Below are 26,528 nucleotides of genomic sequence, written 5' to 3'. Positions count from 1 at the left end.
ATACGGAGATAAGTCCATGATTTTCAACGTACAAGATTTTGGCGCCAAAGGAGATGGCGTCACTGACGACACGGCGGCCATTCAGAGTGCAATCGATGCGGCAGCGGCCGCAGGCGGCGGGCAGGTGTACATGCCGACCGGCACCTATATCGTTTCGGGGGGCGAGGAACCGTCCGATGGCTGCCTGATGCTCAAGAGCAACGTCTACCTGTACGGCGACGGCATGGGTGACACCACGGTCAAATTGGCCGATGGCTCGGACACGAAGATCACCGGCATCATCCGTTCGGCCTATGGCGAGGAGACCCACGATTTCGGGGTCAGCAACCTCACCATCGACGGCAACCGAGACGCCACCACCGGCAAGGTGGACGGCTGGTTCAACGGTTATATTCCCGGCGAAGAAGGCTACGACTCCAACGTCACCCTCGACAGCGTCGAGATCAAGGATTGTTCCGGGTACGGCTTCGACCCCCACGAGCAAACCGTCAACATGGTCATCAAGAACAGCGTGTCCCATGGCAATGGCCTGGATGGCTTTGTCGCCGATTTCTTGAGCGACAGCATCTTTGAAAACAACATCGCCTACGACAACGACCGCCACGGTTTCAACGTCGTCACCAGCACGCACGATTTCACCCTCGCCAACAACGTCGCCTATAACAACGGCGGCAACGGCATCGTGGTGCAGCGCGGCAGCGAAGACATCCCCTCCCCCAGCAACATCACCATCACCGGCGGCGAGGTATACGGAAACGGCGCTGAAGGTGTGCTGATCAAGCTGTCCAGCGAAGTGACCGTGACCGGCGTCGATATCCATGACAACGCCAGCGCCGGCATTCGCATCTACGGCAGCAACCACGTCGACGTGCTCGACAACACGCTCAACAACAACTCGTTGGGCAGCGCCGTGCCGGAAATCATCATCCAGTCCTACGACGATACCCTCGGGGTGTCCGGCAAATACTTCAACGGCAGCGACAACCTGATCCAGGGCAACGTCATCAGTGGCAGCGACCTGTCCACCTACGGCGTCGCCGAGCGCAACGAGGACGGCACCGATCGCAACGCCATCATCGCCAACACCATCAGCCACACCAGCAAGGGCGCCACGCTGGTCTATGGCGACGGCAGCTACGTCAGCGCCACGGTGCCGATGACCACTGTGCAAGGCACTGCGGGCAACGACATTCTCACGGGCACCAGCGCCAGCGAGATTTTCTATGGCGCGGCCGGCAACGACACTATCAACGCAGGGGCCGGAAGCGACATCCTGGTGGGTGGCGCGGGCATCGACAAACTCACCGGCGGCACCGGTGCCGATATGTTCCGTTTCACCAGCCAGTCCGACAGTTATCGCAATGCAACGGCGAGCTTCGACGACACCATCACCGATTTTGATGTGACCCAGGACAAGATCGACCTCGCGGGCCTCGGTTTCACCGGGCTGGGCAACGGCCGTGGCGGCACCTTGCAGGTCAGCTACAACGCCAGCAGCGACCGCACCTACATCAAGGACTACGACGCCGACGCCAGCGGCAATCGCTTCGAGCTGATTCTCTCGGGCAACCTGACGAGTACCTTGACGGCCAACAACTTCATCTTCAACCGAGTGATCACTGGCACCACCGGCAGCGATTCGTTGCTGGGCAGCGACGCCGCCGACACCCTGCTCGGCCTCGCGGGCAACGATAGCCTCAGTGGTGGCGCGGGTGACGACAAGCTCGACGGCGGCGCCGGCATGGACACCCTCACGGGCGGGACCGGGGCGGACACCTTCGTGTTTTCCAACCGGCTGGACAGCTACCGCAACTACAATACCGGCGGCGCGAACCTGGGCGACGTGATCACCGACTTCAACGTCGCCGCCGACAAGATCGACCTTTCCGCCATGGGCTTCACCGGGCTGGGCGACGGCAAGAACAATACGGTTTACCTGGTGCTCAACAGCGCGGGCACCAAGACGTACGTCAAATCCCTCGAAGCCGACGCCAATGGCAACCGCTTCGAAGTGGCCTTGGAGGGTAATTACCTCAACACCCTGACCAGCGCCAACTTCGTCTTCGCCACCTCGTCGCCGACCAACCAGGCACCGGTCGTCGCCACGCCGTTGCTGGACCAGAACGCCACCGAAAAAACGCCCTTCAACTACGTGGTCCCGGCCACCAGTTTCACCGACCCCGATAACGACAGCCTCAGCTACACCGCCAAGTTGGCCGACGGTAGCGCCCTGCCCAGCTGGCTGACGTTCGACGCCGCCACGCGCACCTTCAGCGGTACTCCGCCGGACACGGCTTCGGGCACCTATTCGATCCAGGTCACCGCAACCGACGGCAGCAATGCCACCGTCAGCGACAGCTTTACCCTGGCCGTGCAAGACGTGCCCTCGTCCGTCGTGATCAACGGCACGCCGAACAACGACACGCTGACCGGCACGGTCGCCAACGAGCAGATTTTCGGCGGCGCGGGCAACGACACGATCAACGGCGCCGCCGGCAACGACATCCTGGTGGGCGGCACTGGCGTGGACAAACTCACCGGCGGCACGGGCGCCGATGTGTTTCGCTACACCTCCAAACTCGACAGCTACCGCACCAGTTCCACCAGCGCCAGTGACCAGATCCTCGATTTCGACGTGGCCGCCGACAAGATCGACGTCGCGGCCCTGGGCTATACCGGCCTGGGCAACGGGCTCAACGGCACGCTGCAGGTCACTTACAGTTCCTCGACCAACCGCACCTACCTCAAGGACCTCACGGTCGATGCCAACGGCAACCGCTTCGAGATTTCTATGGCGGGCAACCTCGTCAGCAGCCTGACGGCCAATCACTTTGTCTTCGCCGACCAGAACACCCCGACCAACGTGGCGCCAGTGGTGGTCATCCCGCTCCTGGACCAGAACGCCAGCGAAAGCACGCCGTTCCAATACACCGTCGCCAGCAACAGCTTCAGCGACGCCAACCAGGATGTGTTGACCTACACCGCGACCCTCGCCAACGGCAGCCCCCTGCCCTCATGGCTGGCGTTCAACGCCACCAACCTGACCTTCAGCGGCACACCCTCCAGCACCGCCGCCGGCAACTACGATGTACTGATCAAGGCCACCGATCCCTCGGGTGCCTCGGTCAGCGACAGCTTCGCCCTGGTGGTCGCCGATGCGCCGGCCAACACCATCACCGGTACGGCCAACGCAGAAAGCCTCAACGGCACGGCAGGCGCCGATCTGATCCTCGGGCTCGGCGGCAACGACACCATCAAGGCCGGCACCGGCGCGGACATCGTCGACGGCGGCGCCGGGCGCGATTCGCTGTATGGCGGCGACGGCGCCGACACGTTCCGCTACAACAACCTGTCCGACAGCTACCGGGACTACGACACCGGCGGCGTCACGGCCACGGACACGATCTATGACTTCACCGTGGGCGTGGACAAGATCGACGTGTCCGGCCTGGGCTTCCTTGGTCTCGGCGACGGCAGCAACGGCACGCTCTACATGACCTTGAACGCGGCGGGCGACAAGACCTATGTCAAGTCCAGCCAGGCCGACGCCGATGGCAACCGTTTCGAGATCGCCCTGAACGGCAACTACCTCAACACCCTGACCGCCAGCGACTTCGTCTTCGACGAACGCGCCCAGCAAGACATCCTTTACTTGCCGACCCTCGGCCAGTCCAACGCGCGCCTGCTGCGCATGAGCGAGGACGACGATCAATCCGGCACCTCGATGCTGGTCAACGACCTGAGCAAGTACACCACCTACGACGTGCGCAGCCAGTTCAACGATGCCGACGGCAACGGCATCGACATTGCCGTGGGCGGCAGCACGGTCAACGGCTTGTCGACGCTGGGGGCCGAGGAACTGAAATTGTGCTGGTGGCTGACCGACACCAACCAACCGGGGCCGGCGCTGTTGCGGGCCGTGACGTTGTTGCGCGACCAGCTCACCGAACTGAAGTCCATCGACAACGTGACCATGGGCATCATCTGGGGCCAGGGCGAGGAAGCCGCCCAGGAAATCGCCCGCTCAACCGACAAGGCAGCCGCCGCGGCGGCCTACAAGGCGGCGACACTGAAGGTCTTCGATTACCTGCACGCCCAGTTCGGCAATTTCACCGTATACATGATGGAGACCGGCCACTACGAGCAGGACGCCGCACGCGCCCGTGGCTACTCGGAGGAAAAAATCGCCGCCATCGTCGAGGGCGTGGGCTATGTCCGCGCCACCCAGGAAGCTATCGCCGCCGAGCGCGCCGACGTGAAACTGGCGGTGGACTATGACGACCTGCCCTTGCGCTATGAAGTGGACCCGCTGGTCTACCCCGACGACGTCTGGCACCTGCACGAGGAATCAGCGGAAATCGTCGGCCAGCGCCTGGCGGACTACATCGCCGATGACCTCGGTTTCCAGGGCAACCCCAACGACAACAACAGCGTGCAGGACATTTTCGACGGCGCGCAGAATGAAGGCGGGATGATTTCCGGCACCGACCAGGCCGATACCCTGGTGGGCAGCTCCGGCAACGATACGCTGGACGGTGACCTGGGCGCCGACACGTTGACCGGTGGCGATGGCAATGACATCTACATCGTCGACAACGCGTTCGACAGCGTGGTGGAAACCAACACCTCCACCTCACAGATCGATACGGTGCAGGCCTCGGTCAGCTGGACCCTCGGCGCCAACCTGGAAAACCTCGTATTGACCGGCGTCTCGGACATCGACGGCACCGGTAACGAGCGACGCAACTTCATCACCGGCAACGTCGCCAACAACGTGATCAACGGAGCCGCAGGCGCCGACAGCATGAGCGGCGGCGACGGCGACGACACCTACTATGTCGACAACGCCAGCGATACCGTGATCGAAAACAGCAGCAACCCGGTGTCGGGCGGGATCGACAGTGTCCACAGCAGCCTGGCGACCTACACCTTGGGCAACAACGTCGAGAACCTCTACCTCGACAGCCCCGGCGCCGCCAACGGGATCGGTAACGCGCTGGCCAACATTCTGTTCGCCGGTGCCGGCGACAACATCCTCGACGGACGCGATGGCAACGACACCGTCTCCTATGAGCGAGCCCTGGCCGGGGTGACCGTGAACCTCTCGACGTCCGCGCAACAGAACACCGTGGGTTCCGGGCTGGACACCTTGAAGTTCATCGAGAACCTGACCGGCAGCGCCTACGCCGATACGTTATCGGGCAACAGCGCCGGGAACATCCTCAACGGCGGCGCGGGCAACGACACCCTGGTGGGCGGCTCCGGCGATGACCGGCTGATCGGCGGCGCCGGCACCGATAACCTCACCGGCGGCACCGGCGCGGACACCTACGCGTTTGGCGCACTGTCGGACATGGACGTCGGCGCGGCGCGGGACGTGATCAACGGCTTCAAGAGCACCGAGCTGGACAAGCTGGACTTCACCGGCCTGGACGCCAACCCGCTGACCGCCACCCTCGATGCGTTCACCTTTATCGGCAGCAACGCCTTCGACGCCAACGCCACCGGCCAGCTGCGCTTTGTCGACGGCATCCTCTACGGCAGCGTCGACGCGGACGCCACCGCCGAGTTCGAAGTGCAACTGGTGGGCGTCAAGGAGCTGCATGCCAGTGACTTCACTGCCTGATTGAGCTTTTTGGGGCTGCTATGCAGCCCCTTGTGTTCCACCTGCCTTTGTGGCGAGGGAGGTTGCTCCCTCGCCACAACAACATTGCACACTTCAGATCAGAACAGGCTTTGCACCTGCTCCAGCACTGCACGGTTCATCTGGCCGGTGTGGGTGTGCAGGCTTACATAGCTTTGCAGCATGTCGAGCTTGGTATCGAGCAGGTCCCGGCGCGCCTGGAACAAGCGTTGCTGGGCGTCGAGGATATCGACGGTCGAACGCACGCCGCCCTGGAACCCCTTCTCGGTGGAGGTCAGCGCCCGCTGGTTGGACTCCACCGCCCGTAGCATCGCCTTGCTCTTGGCGAACCCCGCGACCACGCCCAGGTAATCGGTCTCGATTGATTCCGCCAGTTCCTGGCGCTGCACGTCATAGTCCGACTGGGCGCCAGCCAACTGTGCCTCGGCCTTGGCTACCGAGGCGCGGACCGCGCCGCCGCGGTACAACGGAATGTCCAGTTGAACGCCAACGTAATAGGTGTCCTGGCGCGGATCGAGCTCCTGGTACTGGCGGGTTTCCCGACGGGTCAACTGGGTGGTCAACGACAACGTCGGATAATGCCCGGCGCGCTGGCTGTCGGCCTGGGCCTCGGCAACTTTCACCGCCGCCAGCCGTGCCGCCAATTCGGGGCTGGCCTCGCGAGCGATTGCCGTCCAGTAAGGCAAATCCTGCTCAGGCGGGATGGGGCTGCCGGTGGGCAACTCTTCGCGCATCGGCTGGATGTCGTCGATGGGCACGCTCGTACGCCCCGACAACGCCCGCAACGCAGCCACGCGGCGCGCCTGGGCTTCGGTTTCCTGGGCCTCCACCAGATCGAGCCGGGCCTGGGCCTCGTCGATATCGGTAATCGCGCCCTGGCCGCCCTCATAGAGCTTTTTGCTCTGCACGACCAAGCCACGGATGGCGGTTTTTTGCTGGGCAATCAACTTGAGTTCATTCTCGGCGCGCGCGACATCGAAGTAGCCCTTGGCGACGCGATCGAACAAGGCTTGGCCGGCCACATCGAACTGCTGGCTGCCAAGCACGCCCCGCGCCTTGCCTTCCTGGTACGCCGCCCAGCGCCCCTTATCGTAAAGGGGTTGTTGTGCCGCCAGGGTCACGCTGTTCGCCTGGTAATCGTTGCTGTTCACATAACTGCTGTCATCGCCGCCGTCCGTACGCCCGCCATAGCCATAACGCGATGACAGCGACACTTGCGGATAAAGCCCGCCACGCCCGATCGCCTCCTCCTGTCGTGACGCGTCGTAGGCGTGGGTCGCGGTCTGCAAGGTTGGGTCATTGAGCCGCGAGGCGTCGTAGGCGGCGGTCAGGCTCAACCCGCCCTCCGCCGCCCAGGCGGGGCCGATCACCGCCCAACTGGTGCACAGGCTCAACAGCACACGGACGCCATAACGGCAACGGTCGGTCATGCTCATTCCTCTTTGAAGGCAGCCAGCAAGCGTTCGCGCAGGGGTTTCATCAGGTAATTCATCAGGGTGCGCTCACCCGTCACCACGGTGACGTCGGCGAGCATGCCGGGGCGCACCAGCAGCCCGGCGCTTTGCAACGAGACAACCGTCTCGGCGGGAATCTCGACCTTGGCGGAGAAGTACGGCTGGTGGGTCTGCTCGTCGATCAACTGATCCGCCGACACGGTGGTGACCGTGCCGGTCACCGTCGGCGTATCCACCCGTTGCAGGGCGGTGAAATGCACATGCACGGGCAGCCCGGGAGTGAGTTTGTTGGCCATCAACGGATCAAAGCGCGCGGTGATCGCCATCGGTGCGTCCAACGGCACCACCTGCATCAACGTTTGCCCGGCCTGGGCGACACCGCCCACCGTATGGATGGACAAATCCATGACCTGGCCCGCCACTGGCGCGCGGATCGCACCGTTGTCGACTTCGAATTGCAAGGCGCGGATCTGATCGGCATAGCCGGCGGCTTCGGCCGACACTTCGCTGAGCTGGGTTTCAGCATCGCGGCGGAATTCCTGCTGCGCCTGCAACGCCTTGAGCCGACTCTCGTTGATGGCTTGGCGCGTGCGGCCGACGTCGCCGATGCCAGAAGCGATCTGTCCGGCCAGTTGCGCCGCGTTGCGCTCGGCCTCGAAGAGCTTGTTGCGCGGCACGTAGCCTTCGCGGGCCAGCTCCCGCAGCCCCACGAGCTCCTGTTGTTGAAAGCGCATCTGCGCGTCGTAGTTGCGCTTGACCCCTTCGTAGCCCTGCAACTGTTGCTGCAAGGCGCCGATTTCGTGCTCGATGATCTGCAAGCGACTGCCCAGCTCGGCACGTCGGGTCATGAACAATTGGCTCTGCAGGGCCATGGCTGCCTTGACGCGGGGCTCGTCGGCGCGCTCCAGCAATTGCTGCGGCCACTGGATTTCATCGGCGCCCAGGCGCTCAGCCATCAACCGCGCCTCGATACTGCGGTCGTTGAGCAGCTTGCCCAGGGTCACGTCCAACTGCGACTGGGCCTGCACCGTGTTGAGCTGCACCAACAGTTGCCCCTGGCTGACGCGGTCACCGTCACTGACCAGTAGTTTCTCCACCACGCCGCCCACCAGCGACTGCACCGCCTTGCGCTCCCCCGCCACCACCACGGTGCCGCTGCCGACCACGCCTTGATCGAGCGGTGCCAGGCACGCCCAAAGCAGAAAACCGCCCAGGGTCAGGGCGAGGAAAACCACGCCGTAGCGCGCCGCGCCGCCCGCATCAGTGCTGGCGCTGGGCAGCGTGTTGCTGCTGAGCACGCTCAAGCCATGCTCACCGTGGGCCGCTGCGGTCGGTTTCAAATCACGCATCTTTGCTTGCCTCCCGCACGGCGGTTGGCCTTGGCCCCGGCATCAGCGCCTTGAGCACTCGGTCTCGCGGGCCGAACGCTTGCTGAGTGCCGTCCTTCAACACAAGGATGTGATCGACCACCGCCAACACATTGGGCCTATGGGTGATCAACACCACGGTGCTGCCGGCGGCCTTCAGCACACCAATGGCTTGCACCAGCGCCAGTTCACCGGCTTCATCCAGATTGGAATTGGGCTCGTCGAGCACGATCAGCGACGGGCTGCCGTACAGTGCACGCGCCAGGCCCAGACGCTGCTTCTGGCCGCCCGACAAACCCAGCCCGCCGGGGCCCAGCGGCGTGTCGTAGCCCTTGGGAAATCTCAGGATCATTTCGTGGATGCCCGCGTGGCGGCTGGCGGCGATGATCTTGTCGGCGTCCTGTTCACCGAAGCGGGCGATATTATCGGCGACGCTGCCGTCGAACAGCTCGATGTCCTGGGGCAGATAACCGAGGTACGGCCCCAGCGCATCATGGGACCACTGGCTGATCTCGGCATCGTCCAGGCGCACCGAGCCCCCCATGGCCGGCCACACGCCAACCAACGCGCGAGCCAAGGTCGACTTGCCGCTGGCACTGGGGCCAACCACCGCGAGCACTTCGCCCTTGCCGAGGCTGAAATTGATGCCCCGCAAGATCGGCTGCGAAGCCCCGGGCGGCCCCGCATACACTTGCTCCAGGCGCACCGCACCCGTGGGCGGCGGCAGCGGCATGCGCAAGCGATCACGGGGGTGTTGCTCAAGCAATTGGCTCAGGCGCTGGTAGCTCTGGCGGCCGCTGTTGAATTGCTTCCACGAGCCAATGGCGATTTCCACCGGTGCCAGGGCGCGTCCCAACAACAAAGACATGGCGATCATCATGCCCGCCGAGAGCTGCCCTTCAAGCACCAACAGCGCGCCCAATCCCAGAGCCAGGGACTGGCCGGAAATCCGCACGAAACGCGTCGCCGAGGTGATGCGCGCCCCGCGATCGCTGGCGTGGGCCTGCGCCGCAATGATCCGTTGTTGCAGCAGGCTCCAGCGTTGGCGCAGCGGCCCGAGCATGCCCAGGGCCTGGATGACTTCGGCGTTCTGAAGGGTACTGTTGACGTAGATCGAGGATTGCACGCCCAGTCGATTGGCCTCCCCCAGGCGCGTGCGGGTCGCCAGCTCGCCCCACAGCGCCAGGCCGATCAGCAACACGGCGAGCACCAGGGTCAAAACGCCGAACCAGGGATGAAAGATAAACGCCACCAACAGGAAGATCGGCAACCACGGCGCATCGAGCAAGGCGATCAGGCCCTGGCCGGTAATCAGTTGCCGCAGGGTCGCCAGGTCACTCAGCACTTGCGCCGGGTTGGCGTTGTGCTCGCGCAGGCTGCGGGCGAACGCCGCATCGAAGATCCGTTCGCCCAAGGCATCGTCCAGCCCGGCGCTCATGCGGATCATCACCTCGCCGCGCACCCACTCGATCAACGCACTGAACATGAACAGCCCGAGGGCGATCAAGGTGAGCATGAACAAAGTGGTTTCGTTGCGACTGGTGAGGACCCGGTCATAGACCTGCATCATGTACAACGACGGCACCAGCACTAGCAGATTGATCGCCCCGCTGAACAAGCCCAGGGACCAGAACACACGCCGATAACTTAACAACGCGGCGTCAATGTCATGCCGTGGATCAAGGAGCAAACCCATAGAGTGTCAACCCGCAAAAGAAATAACCGTCCCGATGCAATCCATGCGAGTCATTAGCCCGAAGGCGTCAAAAAAAGAGCGTCATCCTGCTGACATTGTCGCCATCTGTGGCGAACTCCACCCGTACGGGCGCCAACTACTGACAACGCTGCCAAAGGTAAGTGCCAGAGGCGGATGAGGGATTTTCGGCGGACGGTGAAAAACGAGGGGATGAGACGCAGGCCCCTGTGGGCGAGCTTGCTCGCGATGGCGTCGGGTCAGTGGCTGGGATTTGACTGCCACACCGCTATCGCGAGCAAGCTCGCACAGGTTTGTAGTGTTAACCCAGGGACACCGCTTCTTCAGGCTGCGGCGATTGCCGCGACGTCACCAATCCGATAAAGGAAATGACCAGGGCCAGGCCAAGGGTGGTGCTCACCTCGCTGCGGTGCTCGGGTGTCACCATCATCACCGCCAGCGCGCCGCAGATGAACAGGATTACCGCCCAGGTGAGCCAGGGAAACAACCACATGCGAAAGCCCAGCTCAACACCTTGCCGAACCAGCTGGCGGCGCATGCGTAATTGGGAGACGGCGATTGCCAGGTACACCAACAGCGCGATGGCGCCGGAGCTGGCGAGTAGGAACTGGAACAACCCGGCCGGCATGAAATAGCTGAACAAGGTGATGCCCAACCCCAACACGGTACTGGCAATCACCGCTGCCCTGGGCACCCCGGCGGACGACGTGACTTCCACCGCCCTCGGCGCATCGCCACGCCGCCCCAGGGAATAGAGCATGCGCGAAGCGATGTAGATCGAGGAGTTCATGCAACTGGCCACGGCGATCAACACCACCACGTCCACCATGAACTTGGCGTGGGGAATGTTCATCAACTCCAGTGCCCGCTGGTAGGAACCCACCGACGCCAAGAGAGGATCGTTCCACGGCACCACGGAAATCACCACGAAGATCGACAGCAGGTAGAACACGCCGATGCGCCAGATCACCGAGCGGGTGGCCTTGGCGATGTTCTGTGCGGGGTTGCTGGACTCGGCGGCAGCGATCGTCACCGCTTCCGTCCCGATGAAGCTGAACATGATCGTGATGAACGCCCCGACCACGGCCGACAAGCCATTGGGCGCGAAGCCGCCATATTCTTCCATCAAGCGACTCAAGCCACTGGCTTCGCGCTCGGGAATCCAGCCCATCAGGACCGCGAAGCCCAGGGAGATGAAACCGATGATCGCCACCACCTTGGCCATGGCGAACCAGAACTCGAACTCACCATACTTGGACACGCTGAACAGGTTCGTCACCGCCAGGGCGATGATCGACACCGAGGCGAACAGCCAGGCATCGACGGCGGGAAACCACTGGTTCATGACATGGCCGGCGGCCAGCGCCTCGATGGGAATCACCAACACCCAGAACCACCAGTAGAGCCAACCGATGGTGAAGCCGGCCCAGCGCCCGATCGCCTGGTCGGCGTAGGTGGAAAACGAACCGGTATCCGGCCGCGCCACCGCCATCTCGCCCAGCATGCGCATGACGAGCACCACCAGCAGACCGGAAAAAAGATACGCCAGCATCACGGCGGGGCCTGCAGCGGCGATGGCATGGCCCGATCCGACAAACAGGCCTGCACCGATTATCCCGGCAATTGAAAGCATGGTGACGTGACGAGGCTTGAAGCCCTGCGCCAGGTGGCCGTTCGAATCCTTGAAGGTCGGGCTGGTCATTGTTGTTCTCTTATCGACAGTGAGGCGTGTCGAGGGACTGTCGGTGCTGGTTGGTTTTCGCTCCTCCTGAAAGCGGCACACCCTGGATGTCTGATCCAATCCCTCGTGTAGTTGGCTCTGCGGTAAACAGTTGAGCCACGTTACCCGCCTACGCTCCCGAGTCAGTTAGCTGTGAGCGTCGCTTTTTTGTCTGATCTCGCCAAGACCGGCATGGCCGCGCTGGTTAGCAGACAGCAGAGCGGCTTGGCTCCAGTCGACAGGGTGTTCTGGGCTTATTCAATGCCTGAAACCGGCGTGATGGGTGCAAAGGCGATGCGTGCTGGCTTTGCTTCGCGCCGTCAGCGATTGTTGCGCAGGATGGAGAAGTTCAGCGCAGCAGCCACGCAAAGCCACGCCAGGTAGGGAAACAGGATCAACCCGGTGATCACGTCCAGGCGCAACGCCAACACCACCATCGCGGCCACGACCAGCCAGAGCAGCGTGATGATCACCATGCCGGCGATCATGTGATGCGCGCCGAAAAACACCGGCGTCCACAACGTGTTAAGCGCAATCTGCGCCGCCCACAACGACAGCGCCAATTGGCTTCCCGGTATCAGGCTCAAGCGGTACCCTGCCCAGGCCAGCAGCAGGTAAATAACCGACCAGGCCACGGGGAACAGCCAATTGGGCGGCGTGAAGCTGGGTTTGACCAGGGATTCGTACCATGGGCCTGGTTTGAAAATGACGCCAGTGCTTGCAGCAGCACAGCAGGCGAGGAGAAAAATAAAGAAGGTCATTGTCCGTCCTTGGTTGGGGATAGAAGGCAGAGAGCACTCGAAATGGAGCCCATCGTCCCTTTAATGACCCAGCACTTATTTATAAATTCACTACGTTTGGAACGTGCCCCCTGAACCGTCCCAAAAAAGTAAGGCCGGATCTCAACACAACGCTCGCTTGCCTATTCAATATCAGATGGCCATTATTCTCGGCAGGACGCCGACGCGATACGCGCGGTGCCAATTATCAGCCGGTGAATCCAGCAAGGACGCAAAATGGGCGAATACGAGACGAAGGAACATGACGCTTTCGAAGGCAAACGTCGACAATTCACGGCACTCCTCGAAATAGAGCGCGATGAGCAAAACGAAGAAACCGGCGGATGGGTGATCTTCGATGGATTCGCCAGAACCTTCAGCGACGAACAAATCTTCGACCTGCTTGCTTTACGCACCACTTTTAACTCATTAGCGAAGCTGTTCTCCGGCCTTGCCGAATATACCGGCCAATGGGTGAGCATCGAGGTGGCCTCACACGCCGCTGCCCATTCAATTCCCGCCGAGGTGGTGATGTTTGGGGATAACACTGAGTCTATTTATCTTCACATCACAAGCTTGACTCCAGCGCAGCTGGAACCGGATGAATACAGGATGTTGACGCTCTCTGGAGAGGCTCGAACACCGGCGACTTTTATTGCTGCGATCTTGGATTTCTCTCTGCGTGCGTCGGGCGACCTCGCCGCTGCCGCCTACGATGTGGGCCAGGGGAACTGCAACGCCATAGTTGACCAATACGAGCATCCCCGGGTTTTCTTTGACTTAGGCTGGGCCCCCAACTTCCACTCTTTTACCCGACCGCCTTCACAGCCGGACTTCTTTGCCTGCGACAGACGCACTGTAGCGCCAGTAGTCCTGTCCCATTGGGATATGGACCACTGGTCTTATGCCATCAAGCGAAGCGCATTCAACCCAACGAACTTAACGACCAGGCACGAATGGAACGCGCAAGCGCTCCAGCGTTTCTGGATTGGACGCGCGCCTCAGACCAAAGCGCACCAGATCGGTCCATTGGCGATGAGTTTCTATCGCGAATTGACCAAGGTTCATCTCTTTCCTGGAATCCCAGCCATGCTTCTATGGCCAAACAATTGCCGCCGAATTGATTTCTCCGAGGGTTGGCTGGAAGCCTGCGATCCTCCCTCCCATTTGCCGCAGGACAGAAACAACACCGGTATAGCAATGTTTGTCCAACCCAATCGCAAGGGCCCAGCTATCTTGATGACTGGCGACGCGGACTTCCCGTCTATCCCCTCCTTGCAGACAAACAAACGCCTGAAATTGGCTGGCATGATCGCTCCCCACCATGGGTCAAGAATAACGGTCGCGGATGTTCCAAAACCGTTAAAGCGAGGGCCGAAAAAGCTTGTGTTGTCAGTGGGCAACGGGAATGTCTATGGGCATCCAAAACAGGAATCCATAGATGCCTACCAAGCCAAAGGCTGGGATTGGGATGTTATTGCCACACACCAGCGACAAACTTGTCCACACACAGTAGCGCTGTTCCCTGCGACGCATTCACATCTCCATGGGAACGTGCTGCTTAAGTTCTCGCCTGGCGCTCCGGATCCCAAATGCGGTTGTGGCCAGGTTCGGCAGGGAAACTTGTGCCTGATTCCAAGCCACGTCGTAACCTCCTGCCCCCCTTCAGGCACCAGAAAAACATACATCAGGAAGAAAAAAACAGCGGTGGTTCCATAGAGACGTAAATACTGGCTAGTCTTGGATGCTGTTGTGTGAACAGCACCCAGCCATGACCTATTGCCTTGCGATGAGCAGGGCAATCTTCAGCCGGCTTGCCCTTCGTCAGCGCACGTCTTATCGCAACCAATGCGACTCCGTCGTCCACCCCAGAAAAACACGCGCACCTTCGATGGTTCGATCTTGCTGCGGCAAGCGACGTCCCGCCGCTGCCAGGCGCAGCCCAATCATCACCGGTCGAAATTTCTCCTGAAAAGCAATCGGCTGGCTAACGAAGTGTGCTTCGATGCCTTCGATAGTCGACGCCGTCTCGGATTCATCGAGCATCGACAGGTAAAAAATCATCTGGCGCCAGGCGTAAGCCGTGTTCTTGAGCATGATCAAGCGCCCGTGATAATGCTCGATACGCATCTGCTGGCGTCTGCAGATCCATTCAAAACAGGCCTGGGCGAGTGAGCTCACGCGCGGATACAACAGTGTTTTCAAATCGAGCTCGCAGAACAGTATCGAGAGATTCTGCGTGGTCACTATCTGTTGCTGTTCAATGATGGTGCCGTTGGTTGCGGGACGCCAGGTACCCAGCTCTGCGTTTGCACGCCGCGCGCACAAGGTCGTCAGGGGGTCGGTGCTTGTTGACGAACGTCGCCAGAAGGGTTGGCTCGCTCTCGACTTGGGTTTGTCGGGAAGCGTCGCCAGGATGTGGGTATCGATATCGTAGTAACGGGCGTACAGGGTACCTGCCAGCGCCCTGCCCGCCCGCCTGGCCGCATCAATGAACTTGTTGGAAAATTCCCCCATGAATATGTCCGAAGCGACTTCGTCCACGAACGGCAGATCCAGCCCGGCTGTTTCGGCGAGGGCACGCAGTTCCTTGAGCAGCTTGTTGGGCAGGATCGCCTGGGGAAAGGCAGTCAGCGTCAGCGCTGACGCCTCGATAAGCGCCTGCCGAGCGATGTCCGCGTCGAGCGAGTGACGTTGTCGTTGGCCTTCCATGAGCGCCACCCAGGGCAGCTCATCCAGCCTGACCTGGCTTTGGAGATCGACCAGTAACAACGAGCGGCGCTGGCGAAAAGCACGATAAGTTGCCGCGTAGAGATTGCCCAAGGCGGGGTCGCGAAACCCGGCGCTCCGTATGTCAGCGGTCATCGCCGGCAATACCCGCGCGACGGTGTCGCCCGACGTAATCAAGCCGCGCTCGATCAGTTCGGCAATCGTACCGCTACCGCAGCGCTCCACGCGCTGGCGAATCGATCGCGGAAGATCAGCCTCGCCCGCAAGGGCAAATGCGTTTGCCTCTTGCGCAGTGACCGGCTCAAGCAAGGGCGTCAAATCCGATACGCCATCATCAGCCGGAAAATGTTCCATTCGCTTGGCAACCGCCTTGGCGAGCACATGGTGGCCCGGCGCGGCGACATCCTCGCGCTGTCTGGACCGGTACTCACGATGAAGGTCGGAGTCGGGCAGACCATGCTTGCGCACGAAATCCCCAACGATCTGACGAATCCGGCCGACTTGCCGGCCTGTCAACGAGCTTGGGTCGCCAGAGCATTGTTCGAGCAGTGCGAACAGTTCCGAGAGGCGTGGTTTCGAAGCGCCAATGGTGTGCTCTTCGGCATCGCGGAATGCGTTGAAGCGCGTGCAAAGCGAAGCGGCCTCTTCGGGCCAGCCCTCGGGATAAACCCGGCACGGCCATTCATCCTGGTAAGTCAAAAGGAAATGGGCGACGGCGGCGTCGTACAGTGGCAGGTAGATTTCGATCACCTGCTTCTGAACCGCCAGACGTGGCTGAGCCCGCAACTCCAAGAGCCGTTGGCGAATCTCACCAACGTTGAATACATGGACTTGCGCCGAAGAAGATTGTGGTTTTGCGCAAGGCGATGGAAAGAAGCGCAAGCGATCGAAGAACGGGGTGATCGTCTCGATGAGCGCCCAGGCCTCATCCACTTGATGTTGATCCAGCAGCCACGCCACGCACAGCAGGGCCGACTCTTCCGCAACATCGACGCGGTAATTGCCCGTCCCCAGATACCCCCGCAAGACGTCGAGCCCTTCATCCGTCAGATACCACGCATTGAGATCCAGACGTTCAAAACCCGGACGGATGCCCGGGATCGATGCTGCCAGCACTTGCTCGTGCTCATTGAGCTGACCACCGGCCAGCAGCTGCCCCGTGGCAAACCCGCCCGTGGCAACCTCCAACGTCACCCAGACGGGAATATCCGCCATCGGCATGCGGGCGCCGTACTGCACAGTTCCCTGCACGGCATGCGCCAGTACCTGCTGCCAACGGGCGATCCGCTGAGCCACCTGGACCTGGGCTTCTGGCTCGGAATCGGCGCCTTGGGCGATGAGGGCCTTGGACAATTGGAAGGCCGCATAGCCCGCGCCGATGCCCTGTGTTCCGTCAGATTCAGTGTCGTCCTTGAGCATACGTGCTGATGACCCTGCGAATAATGGGTCCGGGGGCTGGATTCGAACCAGCGCCCACCCGGTTAAGAGCCAGGTGTTCTACCGCTGAACTACCCCGGAGCAGAGCGGGCATTGTCGGTCAGCATCACCGAGATGTGAAGCGTCTCGGATGACAGGATATGTGGCGCGATTTTACGGTCCGAAAATCTCGTAGGAAATGACGACCCGTGGCGAGGGAGCTTGCTCCCGCTGGGCTGCGAAGCGGCCTAGGATTGGCGACTCCGTTTCGTCAGACGTACCGCAGCGCCCGGTTTTGCGGCGGCTGCGCCACCGAGCGGGAGCAAGCTCCCTCGCCATGGGGGACCGGGACGTCCTACAGGTCGGTTGTGGGGGGTGGGATCGACTTCTATAGTTGGGGCGTCGCTGGCTTTCGTCAGTGACTGGGTTTCGCAGCCCGATCGCAAAGGAAATGCACCGTCGAGTGAAATTCAGGCAAACTTGCCCGCTTTCATTTTATGGCGGTTGCGCGCGGGAGACTTTCGGGTCTGCCGAGTTTTCCTTCCTCGGTCTGCGAACCTGCGCGCAACTGCCACCCATTTGTTTCGCAGCGAAAAGGGGGCATTTCTTTTATTGAAGGAAGTAATCTCATGACAGCTAATCAACAGTTACCCCGCTACACCCCTCTGACCCAAACCGCTACGACCCAGCCCGTCCTGCTGATCGACACTCAAGCCCCACTGCCCGAACTCCACGCCTGCGTCAGCGAACGCCTGCACGCCACGCTCGATTACCTGACGCTGGTGGCCTGCTCCAGCCTGCGCGACTCCTCCGCCAGCGACATCAACACCCTGACCAACGTCGCCCGCATTCTCGTGCAGGACGCGACAGACGTATTCGGCGTGATCGAACGACGTGGTCTCGGAAGCTGATCTATCTGTGGGAGACTGCTCGCGAAGATGGCGGCGCAATGAGTGCGGATGCTTGCTGGCCCAGCACTTTCGCGAGCAGGCTCCCACGGAGAAAAACAAATGGAGTTAACTAAATGGAAGTAAAAAACCACCTATCCCCTGCGCAATGCACCGGCATGGAAGACATCCGCCAGGAAATCGATGCCCTCGACCAAGCCGTCATCAAACTGTTGGGCAGACGCTTTCAATACGTACTCGCTGCGTCGAAGTTCAAGACATCGGCCACATCGGTACGTGCACCGGAGCGCTTCAAGGCAATGTTGACGACTCGGCGGGAATGGGCCGAGGCCGAGGGGCTGGACCCGGATGCCATCGAGAAGTTGTACAGCGATCTGGTGAATCATTTTATTGCGCAAGAGATGAAACACTGGACGGCGCAGCAGCCCCAGACCTGAGCCATCTCATAATACTGTGGCGAGGGGATTTAGCGAAACGTCGCACCGCCCCGCTGGGTTGCGCAGCAACCCCATACCAGGCACCGCGTTGCATCTAATTAACCGTGCTGACTGGTTACGACTGCTGCGCAGCCGAGCGGGGATAAATCCCCTCGCCACAGGGGCACAGGGGCACAGGGGCACAGATAGTTTTGCTTAAGTGACTCCCTCCGGCTCTTTCAACGCCGCCAACACCAACGGATGCAACACCGCATCCGGATATTTTTCCTGCCACGCCCCCAGGTCCCGGCGCATGGCGGGCGTCCAGAAGTTCTTGATGTGTTGTCGAATGCCAGCCACCGCCAGCGCCTGGTCAGGCTCGGTGGCGAAATAACGGGCGATCTCGTTGGCCATCTTGATCAGGTTCTGAGCGCTCATCGACGCACCTCGGCTTTTTCCGCATGTCGACGCTCCTTGAGCAAGCGGCGTTGTTCATCGCTGAAGGCCTGATAACGCTTCTGCCATTGCGAAGGCTGGCTGACCCGCACGATCTCCACCGCCGTCACTTTGTATTCCGGGCAGTTGGTGGCCCAGTCGGAGTTGTCGGTGGTGATCACGTTGGCCCCGGACTCGGGGAAGTGGAACGTGGTGTAGACCACGCCCGGCGCCACCCGCTCGGTCACCTTGGCCCGTAGCACGGTCTGCCCGGCGCGGCTGCTGATGCCGACCCAATCGTCTTCCGCGATACCACGGTTTTCGGCGTCGGTCGGGTGGATTTCCAGGCGATCTTCCTCGTGCCAGGCGACGTTGTCGGTGCGCCGGGTCTGGGCGCCGACGTTGTACTGGCTGAGGATGCGTCCGGTGGTCAGCAACAGCGGATAACGACCGTTGACCTTCTCGTCGGTGGGTACGTAGCCGGTGAGCATGAAACGTCCTTTGCCGCGCACGAACTCCTCCATGTGCATGGTCGGCGTGCCGTCCGGCGCGGCGTCGTTGCACGGCCATTGCAGGCTGCCGTGACGCTCCAGTTCGGCGTAGCTGACGCGGCTGAATGTCGGCGTCAGGCGGGCGATTTCATCCATGATCTCCGAAGGATGGTTGTAGTGCATCTTGTAGCCCAGGGCGTCTGCCAGGGCGATGGTGGCTTCCCAGTCGGCTTTACCGGCCAATGGGTCCATCACCTTGCGCACGCGGGAGATGCGGCGCTCGGCGTTGGTGAAGGTGCCGTCCTTTTCCAGGAACGAGCTGCCCGGCAGGAACACGTGGGCGAACTTGGCCGTTTCATTGAGGAAAATGTCCTGGACGATCACGCATTCCAGAGCGGACAACGCAGCCGTCACATGTTGGGTGTTGGGATCGCTCTGGGCGATGTCCTCGCCTTGGCAGTAAAGCGCTTTGAAGGTGCCGTCCAGCGCCGCCTCGAACATGTTCGGGATGCGCAGGCCCGGGTCGGGTTGCAGGGTCACGTTCCAGGCCTGTTCGAACTGGGTGCGCACCGCTTCGTTGGAGATGTGCCGGTAGCCGGGCAGCTCATGCGGGAACGAGCCCATGTCACACGAACCCTGGACATTGTTCTGGCCGCGCAACGGGTTCACGCCGACGCCTTCTCGGCCGATATTGCCGGTGGCCATGGCGAGGTTGGCGATGCCCATCACCGAGGTGCTGCCCTGGCTGTGTTCGGTGACGCCGAGGCCATAGTAGATGGCCGCGTTGCCGCCCGTGGCGTAGAGGCGCGCGGCGGCGCGAATCTGCTCGGCAGGCACGCCGCAGACCGGGCCCAGGGCCTCGGGGGAATTTTCCGGCAGGCTGACGAAATTGCGCCAGCGGGCAAAGTCAGCAGGCTCGCAGCGCGCCTCGACAAAGGGTTGGTCAATCAAGCCTTCGGTGGCAATCACATGGGCCAGCGCGTTAAGCATCGCCACGTTGGTGCCCGGACGCAGTTGCAAGTGCAGTTCGGCGCGGGCGTGGGGCGAATCCACCAGGTCGATGCGCCGTGGGTCGATGACGATCAACCGCGCGCCCTGGCGCAGGCGGCGCTTGAGTTGCGAACCGAACACCGGGTGCGCGTCGGTGGGGTTGGCGCCCATCACCAGGATGACGTCGGCTTTCATCACCGAATCGAAATTCTGGGTACCGGCGGACTCACCCAAGGTTTGCTTGAGGCCATAGCCGGTCGGCGAATGGCAGACCCGGGCGCAGGTGTCGACGTTGTTGTTGCCGAACGCCGTGCGCACCAGCTTCTGCACCAGATAGGTTTCTTCGTTGGTGCAGCGGCTGGATGTGATGCCACCGATGGAATCACGCCCGTACTTGAGCTGGATGCGGCGCAGTTCGCTGGCGGCGTAGGTGACCGCCTCGTCCCAGCTGACTTCCTGCCACGGGTCGTTGATGTGCTTGCGGATCATCGGCTTGGTGATGCGGTCCGGGTGCGTCGCATAGCCCCAGGCGAAGCGGCCCTTGACGCAGGAGTGGCCGTGGTTGGCCTGGCCGTTCTTGTCCGGGACCATGCGCACCAGTTGTTCGCCTTTCATCTCGGCGCGGAACGAGCAGCCCACGCCGCAATAGGCGCAGGTAGTGATGACGCTGCGCTCCGGCTGGCCGATCTCCACCACGCTTTTGTCGATCAGCGTGGCCGTCGGGCAGGCTTGGACGCAGGCGCCACAGGACACGCATTCGGAGTCGAGGAAGTTCTCGCCGCCAGCCGCTTCCACCCGGGAATCGAAGCCGCGCCCGCTGATGGTCAAGGCAAAGGTGCCCTGGATTTCCTCGCAAGCGCGCACGCAGCGACTGCAAACGATGCACTTGCTCGGGTCGTAGTCGAAATACGGGTTGGACACGTCCTTGGCTTCGGCCAGGTGATTGGCGCCTTCGTAGCCGTAGCGCACCTCACGCAGGCCCACCTGCCCCGCCACGGTCTGCAATTCGCAGTTGCCGTTGGCCGGGCACGTCAGACAGTCCAGCGGGTGGTCGGAAATGTACAGCTCCATCACGTTGCGGCGCAGCGTGGCGAGCTTGGACGTTTGCGTGCGCACCACCATGCCGTCGGTTACCGGCGTGGTGCAGGATGCGGGATAACCGCGCATGCCGTCGATTTCCACCAGACACATGCGGCAAGAGCCAAAGGCCTCCATGCTGTCGGTGGCGCACAGTTTGGGGATGGTGGTGCCGAGCAAGGCCGCCGCGCGCATCACCGAGGTGCCGGAGGGGACGCTGATTTCGCGCCCGTCGATGGTCAGGCTGACCTGCACGTCGCTTTCGCGGGCCGGGGTGCCCAGGTCGATGTCGCTGGCTGGATCGAAGATCGTGATCATTGGTCGGCCTCCGGGGTCGCCAGACCGAAGTCGGCGGGGAAATGCTTGAGGGCGCTGGCGACGGGGTAGGACGTCATCCCACCGAGGGCGCAGAGCGAGCCGTATTGCAGGGTGTCGCAGAGGTCTTGCAGTAACAACGCCTGGTCCTGGCGGGCATTGGCATCGGTGCTGGCGAGCAGGCGATCCACCACCTCGACGCCACGGGTCGAACCGATGCGGCACGGCGTGCATTTGCCGCAGGATTCCTCGGCGCAGAATTGCAAGGCGAACCGGGCCATCCTGGCCATGTCCAGGCTGTCATCGGCGACCACCACGCCACCGTGGCCGAGCATCGCGCCCATGGCGGCGAACGCTTCGTAGTCCAGCGGCGTATCGAATTGCGCCGGTGGCACCCAGGCGCCCAGGGGCCCGCCAACTTGCGCGGCCTTCAGCGGACGACCACTCGCGGTACCGCCGCCGTACTCCTGCACCAACTCGCGCAGGCTCAGGCCGAACGCCCGCTCCACCAGGCCGCCACGGCGGACGTTGCCAGCCAATTGGAATGGCATGGTGCCCAGGGAACGGCCCATGCCGAAATCACGATAGAACTGCGCGCCTTTCTCCAGGATCACCGGCACCGAGGCCAGCGTCACCACGTTATGCACCAGCGTCGGCAAACCGAACAGGCCTTGCAACGCCGGCAGTGGCGGCTTGGCGCGAACCGTGCCGCGCTTGCCTTCGAGGGATTCGAGCAGCGCCGTTTCCTCGCCACAGATGTAGGCGCCAGCGCCGACCCGGACCTCAAGTTCGAAGGCATGGCCACTACCGCACACATCCGCGCCCAGGTAACCGGCGTCGCGGGCGATGCGCAGTGCTTCGTTCAGCGTGCTGACGGCGTCCGGGTATTCCGAACGCACATAGATGTAACCCATCGTCGCGCCCACGGCGATACCGGCGATGATCATGCCTTCGATCAACAGGAACGGGTCGCCTTCCATCAGCATGCGGTCGGCGAAGGTGCCGGAATCGCCTTCGTCGGCGTTGCAGACCACGTACTTCTGCGGCCCTTGCGCGTCACGTACGGTGCGCCACTTGATGCCCGCCGGGAATGCCGCCCCACCCCGACCACGCAGGCCGGAGTCGAGCACTTGAGCGACCACCTCGGCACCGTCCAACTGGATCGCCCGGGCCAGCCCGAGGAAACCGCCCTGGGCGCGGTAGTCATCCAGGGACAACGGCTGGGTGATGCCGGCACGTGCGAACAGCAGGCGTTGCTGACTCTTGAGATAGGGAATGTGCTCAACCAGTCCCAATGCCGATGGGTGGCTGCCTGGATCACTCGCCAGTGCATCCAGCAGGCCCGGCACGTCCTGGGCGGTGACCGGACCAAAACCCAAGCGCCCTTCGGGCGTCTCCAGCTCTACCAACGGTTCCAGCCAATAAAGCCCGCGGGAACTGGTGCGCAACACCTGCAACGGCAATTGACGCCGTTCGGCCTCGCGGGCCAGCGCATCGGCCACCTTGTCCGCACCGACGGCGCGGGCCACTGAATCACGGGGAACGCACAAGGTCAGCATGAGCCATCCTCCAGGCAGCCATTCACCAATTGGCGCAGGCGTTCCGGGGTCAGCCGTGCATGCAGTTCACCATCCAGCTCCAGGGCCGGCGAACAGACGCAAGCGCCGAGGCAATAGACCGGCCGCAGGCTGATCGCTCCGTCGGCACTGGTGCCGTGATCGTCCAGCGAAAGCTGTTCGCGCAGCTGCGCCGCCAGGCCCTCGGCCCCCATGCTCTGGCACGACTCGGCCCGGCACAGGCGCAGGGTATGGCGCGCCGGTGGCGTGGTGCGAAAGTCATGGTAGAAACTGATGACGCCGCGCACTTCAGCCTGGCTGAGGTTGAGGGCATGGGCGATTTCAGGGACGGCGGTGTCGGGAACGTACCCGCAACCTTCCTGGATGGCATGGAGGATGGGCAACAAGGCACCGGGAGTGTCCTTCTCGCGCGCCAGCACGCTGTGAATCAGAGGCAGGTGAAGCGTCTCATCAGGCATAAACGTACCTCGGCATCTCGAACGACAGCGCCGCGTGGCGGTGGTCGTTCGGAGTCTTGGCTAGGGCGTGCGGCCCACGTCACGGTTACGTGGCAAATCCGATCGCCATTCTTGCTCGCCGGCCAGGTGTCTTTGGCGCACTTGGTCCGGGGCATCTTCACAGCTTGCCACTCCCGAAAGGTGGCGATTGCACATGGACGACTAAACGTGTTCTGAAAGCGACCAAGCGGGAAAAGTTGTCCTACGCCGCGGGAAGTCAAATACACAAGTGATTGTAGGTGACGCACAGCGATCGGTGGCTATTGGCCGTTTTCCTGACTGCCAGCGTGGTGACTGCTTTGCTGGATCACAACACAAGGTTACAAACACACTATATATGTATCGTTTTACAGCGCTCCATCCCACTTATTTACCTGAATGGCAGTCGATCGTTTTTTGATAAAAAAGGAACGTCTTATGAGGCTAGGCCACCCGAAACAGGAACGCTCGTCTATCAGTCGGACCGTCGGAGCTATCACGCCCGCAATAATCGCTCACTTGAATTTGATAGCAACGGAAGGCTAATTGCGCTTATTAAATCAGGTAGCACGCTGAGCATTACCTATTTAGACAACATTGCGACCGTTACTGATGGTTTTGGTAACACCTTAAAATTTACCGGACGAACTGGGTCGCTTGCTGCGCTCAGTGGGTGCGGCCGGCCAGACAAGCCAGAGACAGTACGACCTCAACGATAATCCGATCGCGCTGACCAATCCCCGCAATCACATTCACCAACGGGCCTTTGACTCGTTGAACCGATTGGTGACGAATACTGACCCGCTTAATGGCATCACCCAACTTGAGTACGACGTTCAAGATAACCTCACGCACGTCCGCGACCCACGTGGTGTAACCACCCAATATCAATACGACGGCCTGGGGAACCTGACGCGGTTGAACAGCCCTGACAGCGGCGCCACTGACTATCAGTACGATACCGCAGGCAACGTAACGCAACAGGTGGACGCGCGTGGTGTGGTCACGACTTTTACCTACGATGCGCTCAATCGCCTGACCGCCCGCCGCTATCTGACGAACCCGGCACTGGACATTCAATTCCACTACGATTCGATTGCCGCCGGTAACAAAGGCATCGGCCGACTGACAGCCGTGGAGGACGTCAACGGCGTGCTGAATTACACCTACGACGCCCAAGGCAACGTTACAGCCCAGCGGCAAACAGCGCCCGCAAACACAGCGACTCAGCCAGAACAAATCGGCTATGGATACGATGTCGCCAATCGGTTGAGCAGGATCGATTATCCAACAGGTTTCAGCATCGTCTACTCACGCAACACCGCTGGGCAGATCAGCCAAGTGCAGGTCCGGCGCAGCACGGGGCAGCCGACCGCGCTCGCCAGCAACATCACGTATCAACCTTTCGGTCCGCTTAAAAACCTGACCTGGGCCAACGGGACTACGCTTCAACGTACCTACGATCTGGACTACCGGCTTACCGCTCAAACCGTTGCAGGCCAGAGCAAGACCTACGCCTATGATGCCCATGGAAATATCACCCAAATGCAACGCGGTTCACTCGGCAACCTTGATTACAGCTATGACCCGCTGGATCGCCTGATAGGAGAATCTACGGCTTTCAACCGGATGACTTACGTTTATGACCCTGCGGGTAACCGCACCCGAAAAGCGCTCAGCACGTTGATTGACGGCGAGTTGCGTGTCACCGCTGGCACGTCTTATCAGTATGGGACGAGCAACAATCGGTTGACGCAGGCAGGCACCCACTCGGTAGACTTCGATGCGGCAGGCAACCTGACCGCAGACCGCGCCAATCGTCAGTTTTCCTACGACGAGCAGAATCGCCTGAGCAAAGTGAAAATCAAGGGTGCTGTCAAAGCTCGGTTCCGCTACAACGCTTTCGGCCAACGAACCAAAAAAATCACCTCTCAAGGCACTACAACATTTATCTACGGGTTGAGTGGCGAACTTCTTGGCGAGCACGTATTCGATAACCAAGGCAAGAAGCTGAAAAGTCAGTTCTATATCTGGCTCGAAGGAGTGCCCTTGGGCGGGATCAGTGTGAGCTACGGTGCAACGGGCGCGCCAGCAAACAGCGCCGAGTTCTACCTCCATAGTGACCACCTCAACACACCGCGGATCGCAACGAACGCGGCGCGAACCAAGGTATGGGAGTGGGTTTCCGATGCATTTGGTACAAAGGAAGCCGGCGGACAACTGGAAATCAATCTGCGCTTTCCCGGTCAGTACTACGATGTCGAGACTGGACTCCACTATAACTATTTTCGTGATTACGACCCGAAAACTGGACGCTATGTGCAGAGTGATCCGATTGGGTTGGCGGGTGGTTTGAATACTTACGAATATGCAACGGCCAATCCGTTGAATGTTATCGATCCTAAAGGACTTATGGGTTTTCCCAACGGCCCTACGCTTATGCCAGGAAAACAGGTCGTTCGTTACGGCCTTACCGCTTGTCTTGGGATGTACTGTGCGTCCTATATTCAAGGAGATCCTACCGCCATAGGATCCCTTGGAGTCGGCGGATTGGGTGCTGCGATACTAGTATGTGAACTGCCCCCTCCACCAGAAACAAATTGTGGTCCTGACTGGAAAGATCATATTCCCAACGGTGGAGTCGTATCCGGGGCGCCGGGCCGAGCCGGTCTGTTCTTAGGAGGACAACTGAACCCCGACGGAACACTTTGCGCCTATGGCGGACTTATGGGCGGCATTCCGGGGCCCAACTACAGCACTGGCCCCATAGAGTACAAACAATGATCACATATGTTTTTTCGTTACTGGGCTTGACTTATATAAGCCTGATGATAATGGCGTATCCCCATGCAAAAAATGGCCAAAGTATTGTAGTGGCCGGACCATGGTGGTGCCTCTATAAGAATAGCTATAAAGAAAGCGTTGGAAATCTCTGCAATTTTGGCAGAGTCATCCTAGGACTCGACCTAATCCTTCTTGCTTTTATTTATTTATAGCGACACCAAAACGGTTTCTGTAT

Annotated in this window: 15 protein-coding genes and 1 tRNA gene; 5 read left to right on the top strand and 11 right to left on the bottom strand. The window is 61.1% G+C overall.

The features are described from left to right. Positions 1–16 precede the first annotated feature (16 nt). Positions 17–5,626: a putative Ig domain-containing protein gene (locus tag VQ575_RS27230; RefSeq protein ID WP_411829946.1), complete on the top strand. Its 5,610-nt coding sequence runs from the start codon at positions 17–19 to the stop codon at positions 5,624–5,626. Between the two features lie 98 nt (positions 5,627–5,724). Here the strand turns inward: VQ575_RS27230 and VQ575_RS11195 are convergent, their stop codons facing one another. The 5 genes from VQ575_RS11195 to tspO form a co-directional block, all read right to left on the bottom strand. After that, a complete protein-coding gene (locus VQ575_RS11195) occupies positions 5,725–7,074 on the bottom strand; it encodes a TolC family outer membrane protein (RefSeq protein WP_325919673.1) in 1,350 nt (449 codons plus the stop codon). Positions 7,075–7,076: 2 nt separating this feature from the next. Further along, the gene (locus tag VQ575_RS11190) at positions 7,077–8,447 is read right to left on the bottom strand and encodes an HlyD family type I secretion periplasmic adaptor subunit (RefSeq protein ID WP_039591208.1); all 1,371 of its coding nucleotides are present in this window, start codon (positions 8,445–8,447) and stop codon (positions 7,077–7,079) included. Further along, on the bottom strand, positions 8,440–10,161 hold the full coding sequence (locus VQ575_RS11185) for a type I secretion system permease/ATPase (protein ID WP_039591210.1): 1,722 nt from the start codon (positions 10,159–10,161) through the stop codon (positions 8,440–8,442). The genes VQ575_RS11190 and VQ575_RS11185 overlap by 8 nt, the downstream gene beginning before the upstream one ends. A 319-nt stretch (positions 10,162–10,480) precedes the next feature. Next, a complete protein-coding gene (locus tag VQ575_RS11180) occupies positions 10,481–11,881 on the bottom strand; it encodes an amino acid permease (protein ID WP_325919672.1) in 1,401 nt (466 codons plus the stop codon). 338 nt (positions 11,882–12,219) lie between these two features. Further along, on the bottom strand, positions 12,220–12,660 hold the full coding sequence (gene tspO, locus VQ575_RS11175) for a tryptophan-rich sensory protein TspO (RefSeq protein WP_325919671.1): 441 nt from the start codon (positions 12,658–12,660) through the stop codon (positions 12,220–12,222). Positions 12,661–12,915: 255 nt separating this feature from the next. Here tspO and VQ575_RS11170 point away from each other — a divergent pair, with 255 nt between their 5' ends. Continuing rightward, complete coding sequence (locus tag VQ575_RS11170) at positions 12,916–14,397, top strand: ComEC/Rec2 family competence protein (RefSeq protein WP_325919669.1); 1,482 nt, start codon at positions 12,916–12,918, stop codon at positions 14,395–14,397. Between the two features lie 117 nt (positions 14,398–14,514). Here VQ575_RS11170 and VQ575_RS11165 read toward each other — a convergent pair whose 3' ends face one another. Together VQ575_RS11165 and VQ575_RS11160 are read right to left on the bottom strand one after the other, a co-directional pair. Then, positions 14,515–16,827 (bottom strand): hypothetical protein, encoded by a 2,313-nt coding sequence (locus VQ575_RS11165; RefSeq protein WP_325919667.1) that lies wholly within the window; start codon positions 16,825–16,827, stop codon positions 14,515–14,517. 24 nt (positions 16,828–16,851) lie between these two features. Next, positions 16,852–16,926 (bottom strand) — tRNA-Lys (locus VQ575_RS11160). A 527-nt stretch (positions 16,927–17,453) separates the two neighbouring features. On the opposite strand from VQ575_RS11160, the gene VQ575_RS11155 reads away from it, so the two are divergent. Further along, on the top strand, positions 17,454–17,735 hold the full coding sequence (locus VQ575_RS11155) for a hypothetical protein (RefSeq protein ID WP_045156110.1): 282 nt from the start codon (positions 17,454–17,456) through the stop codon (positions 17,733–17,735). A gap of 113 nt (positions 17,736–17,848) precedes the next feature. Beyond that, positions 17,849–18,169, top strand: coding sequence for an isochorismate lyase (locus VQ575_RS11150; RefSeq protein ID WP_325919665.1), 321 nt, complete (start codon positions 17,849–17,851; stop codon positions 18,167–18,169). Positions 18,170–18,364: 195 nt separating this feature from the next. Here VQ575_RS11150 and VQ575_RS11145 read toward each other — a convergent pair whose 3' ends face one another. From VQ575_RS11145 to VQ575_RS11130, 4 genes are read right to left on the bottom strand one after another with little or no spacing between them, the layout of a single operon-like run. After that, complete coding sequence (locus tag VQ575_RS11145; protein WP_039591225.1) at positions 18,365–18,586, bottom strand: formate dehydrogenase subunit delta; 222 nt, start codon at positions 18,584–18,586, stop codon at positions 18,365–18,367. After that, entirely contained in the window at positions 18,583–21,459 is a 2,877-nt protein-coding gene (gene fdhF / locus VQ575_RS11140) for a formate dehydrogenase subunit alpha (RefSeq protein WP_325919663.1), read from the bottom strand. Before fdhF ends, VQ575_RS11145 begins: the two co-directional genes overlap by 4 nt. After that, positions 21,456–23,015 carry a formate dehydrogenase beta subunit gene (locus VQ575_RS11135; RefSeq protein WP_325919661.1) on the bottom strand — a complete coding sequence of 520 codons (1,560 nt, stop codon included), beginning with the start codon at positions 23,013–23,015 and terminating at the stop codon, positions 21,456–21,458. The genes fdhF and VQ575_RS11135 overlap by 4 nt, the downstream gene beginning before the upstream one ends. Continuing rightward, positions 23,009–23,491 carry a formate dehydrogenase subunit gamma gene (locus tag VQ575_RS11130; protein ID WP_325919659.1) on the bottom strand — a complete coding sequence of 161 codons (483 nt, stop codon included), beginning with the start codon at positions 23,489–23,491 and terminating at the stop codon, positions 23,009–23,011. The genes VQ575_RS11135 and VQ575_RS11130 overlap by 7 nt, the downstream gene beginning before the upstream one ends. 675 nt (positions 23,492–24,166) lie before the next feature. Between VQ575_RS11130 and VQ575_RS11125 the strand changes: the two genes are divergently transcribed. Then, positions 24,167–26,293 carry an RHS repeat-associated core domain-containing protein gene (locus VQ575_RS11125; RefSeq protein WP_325919658.1) on the top strand — a complete coding sequence of 709 codons (2,127 nt, stop codon included), beginning with the start codon at positions 24,167–24,169 and terminating at the stop codon, positions 26,291–26,293. The last annotated feature ends 235 nt before the right edge of the window (positions 26,294–26,528 follow it).

Origin of the sequence: Pseudomonas frederiksbergensis, from assembly GCF_035751725.1 — a bacterium.
Classification (GTDB): Bacteria; Pseudomonadota; Gammaproteobacteria; order Pseudomonadales; family Pseudomonadaceae; genus Aquipseudomonas; species Aquipseudomonas frederiksbergensis_A.
This window is presented reverse-complemented; position numbering and strand designations above follow the sequence as displayed.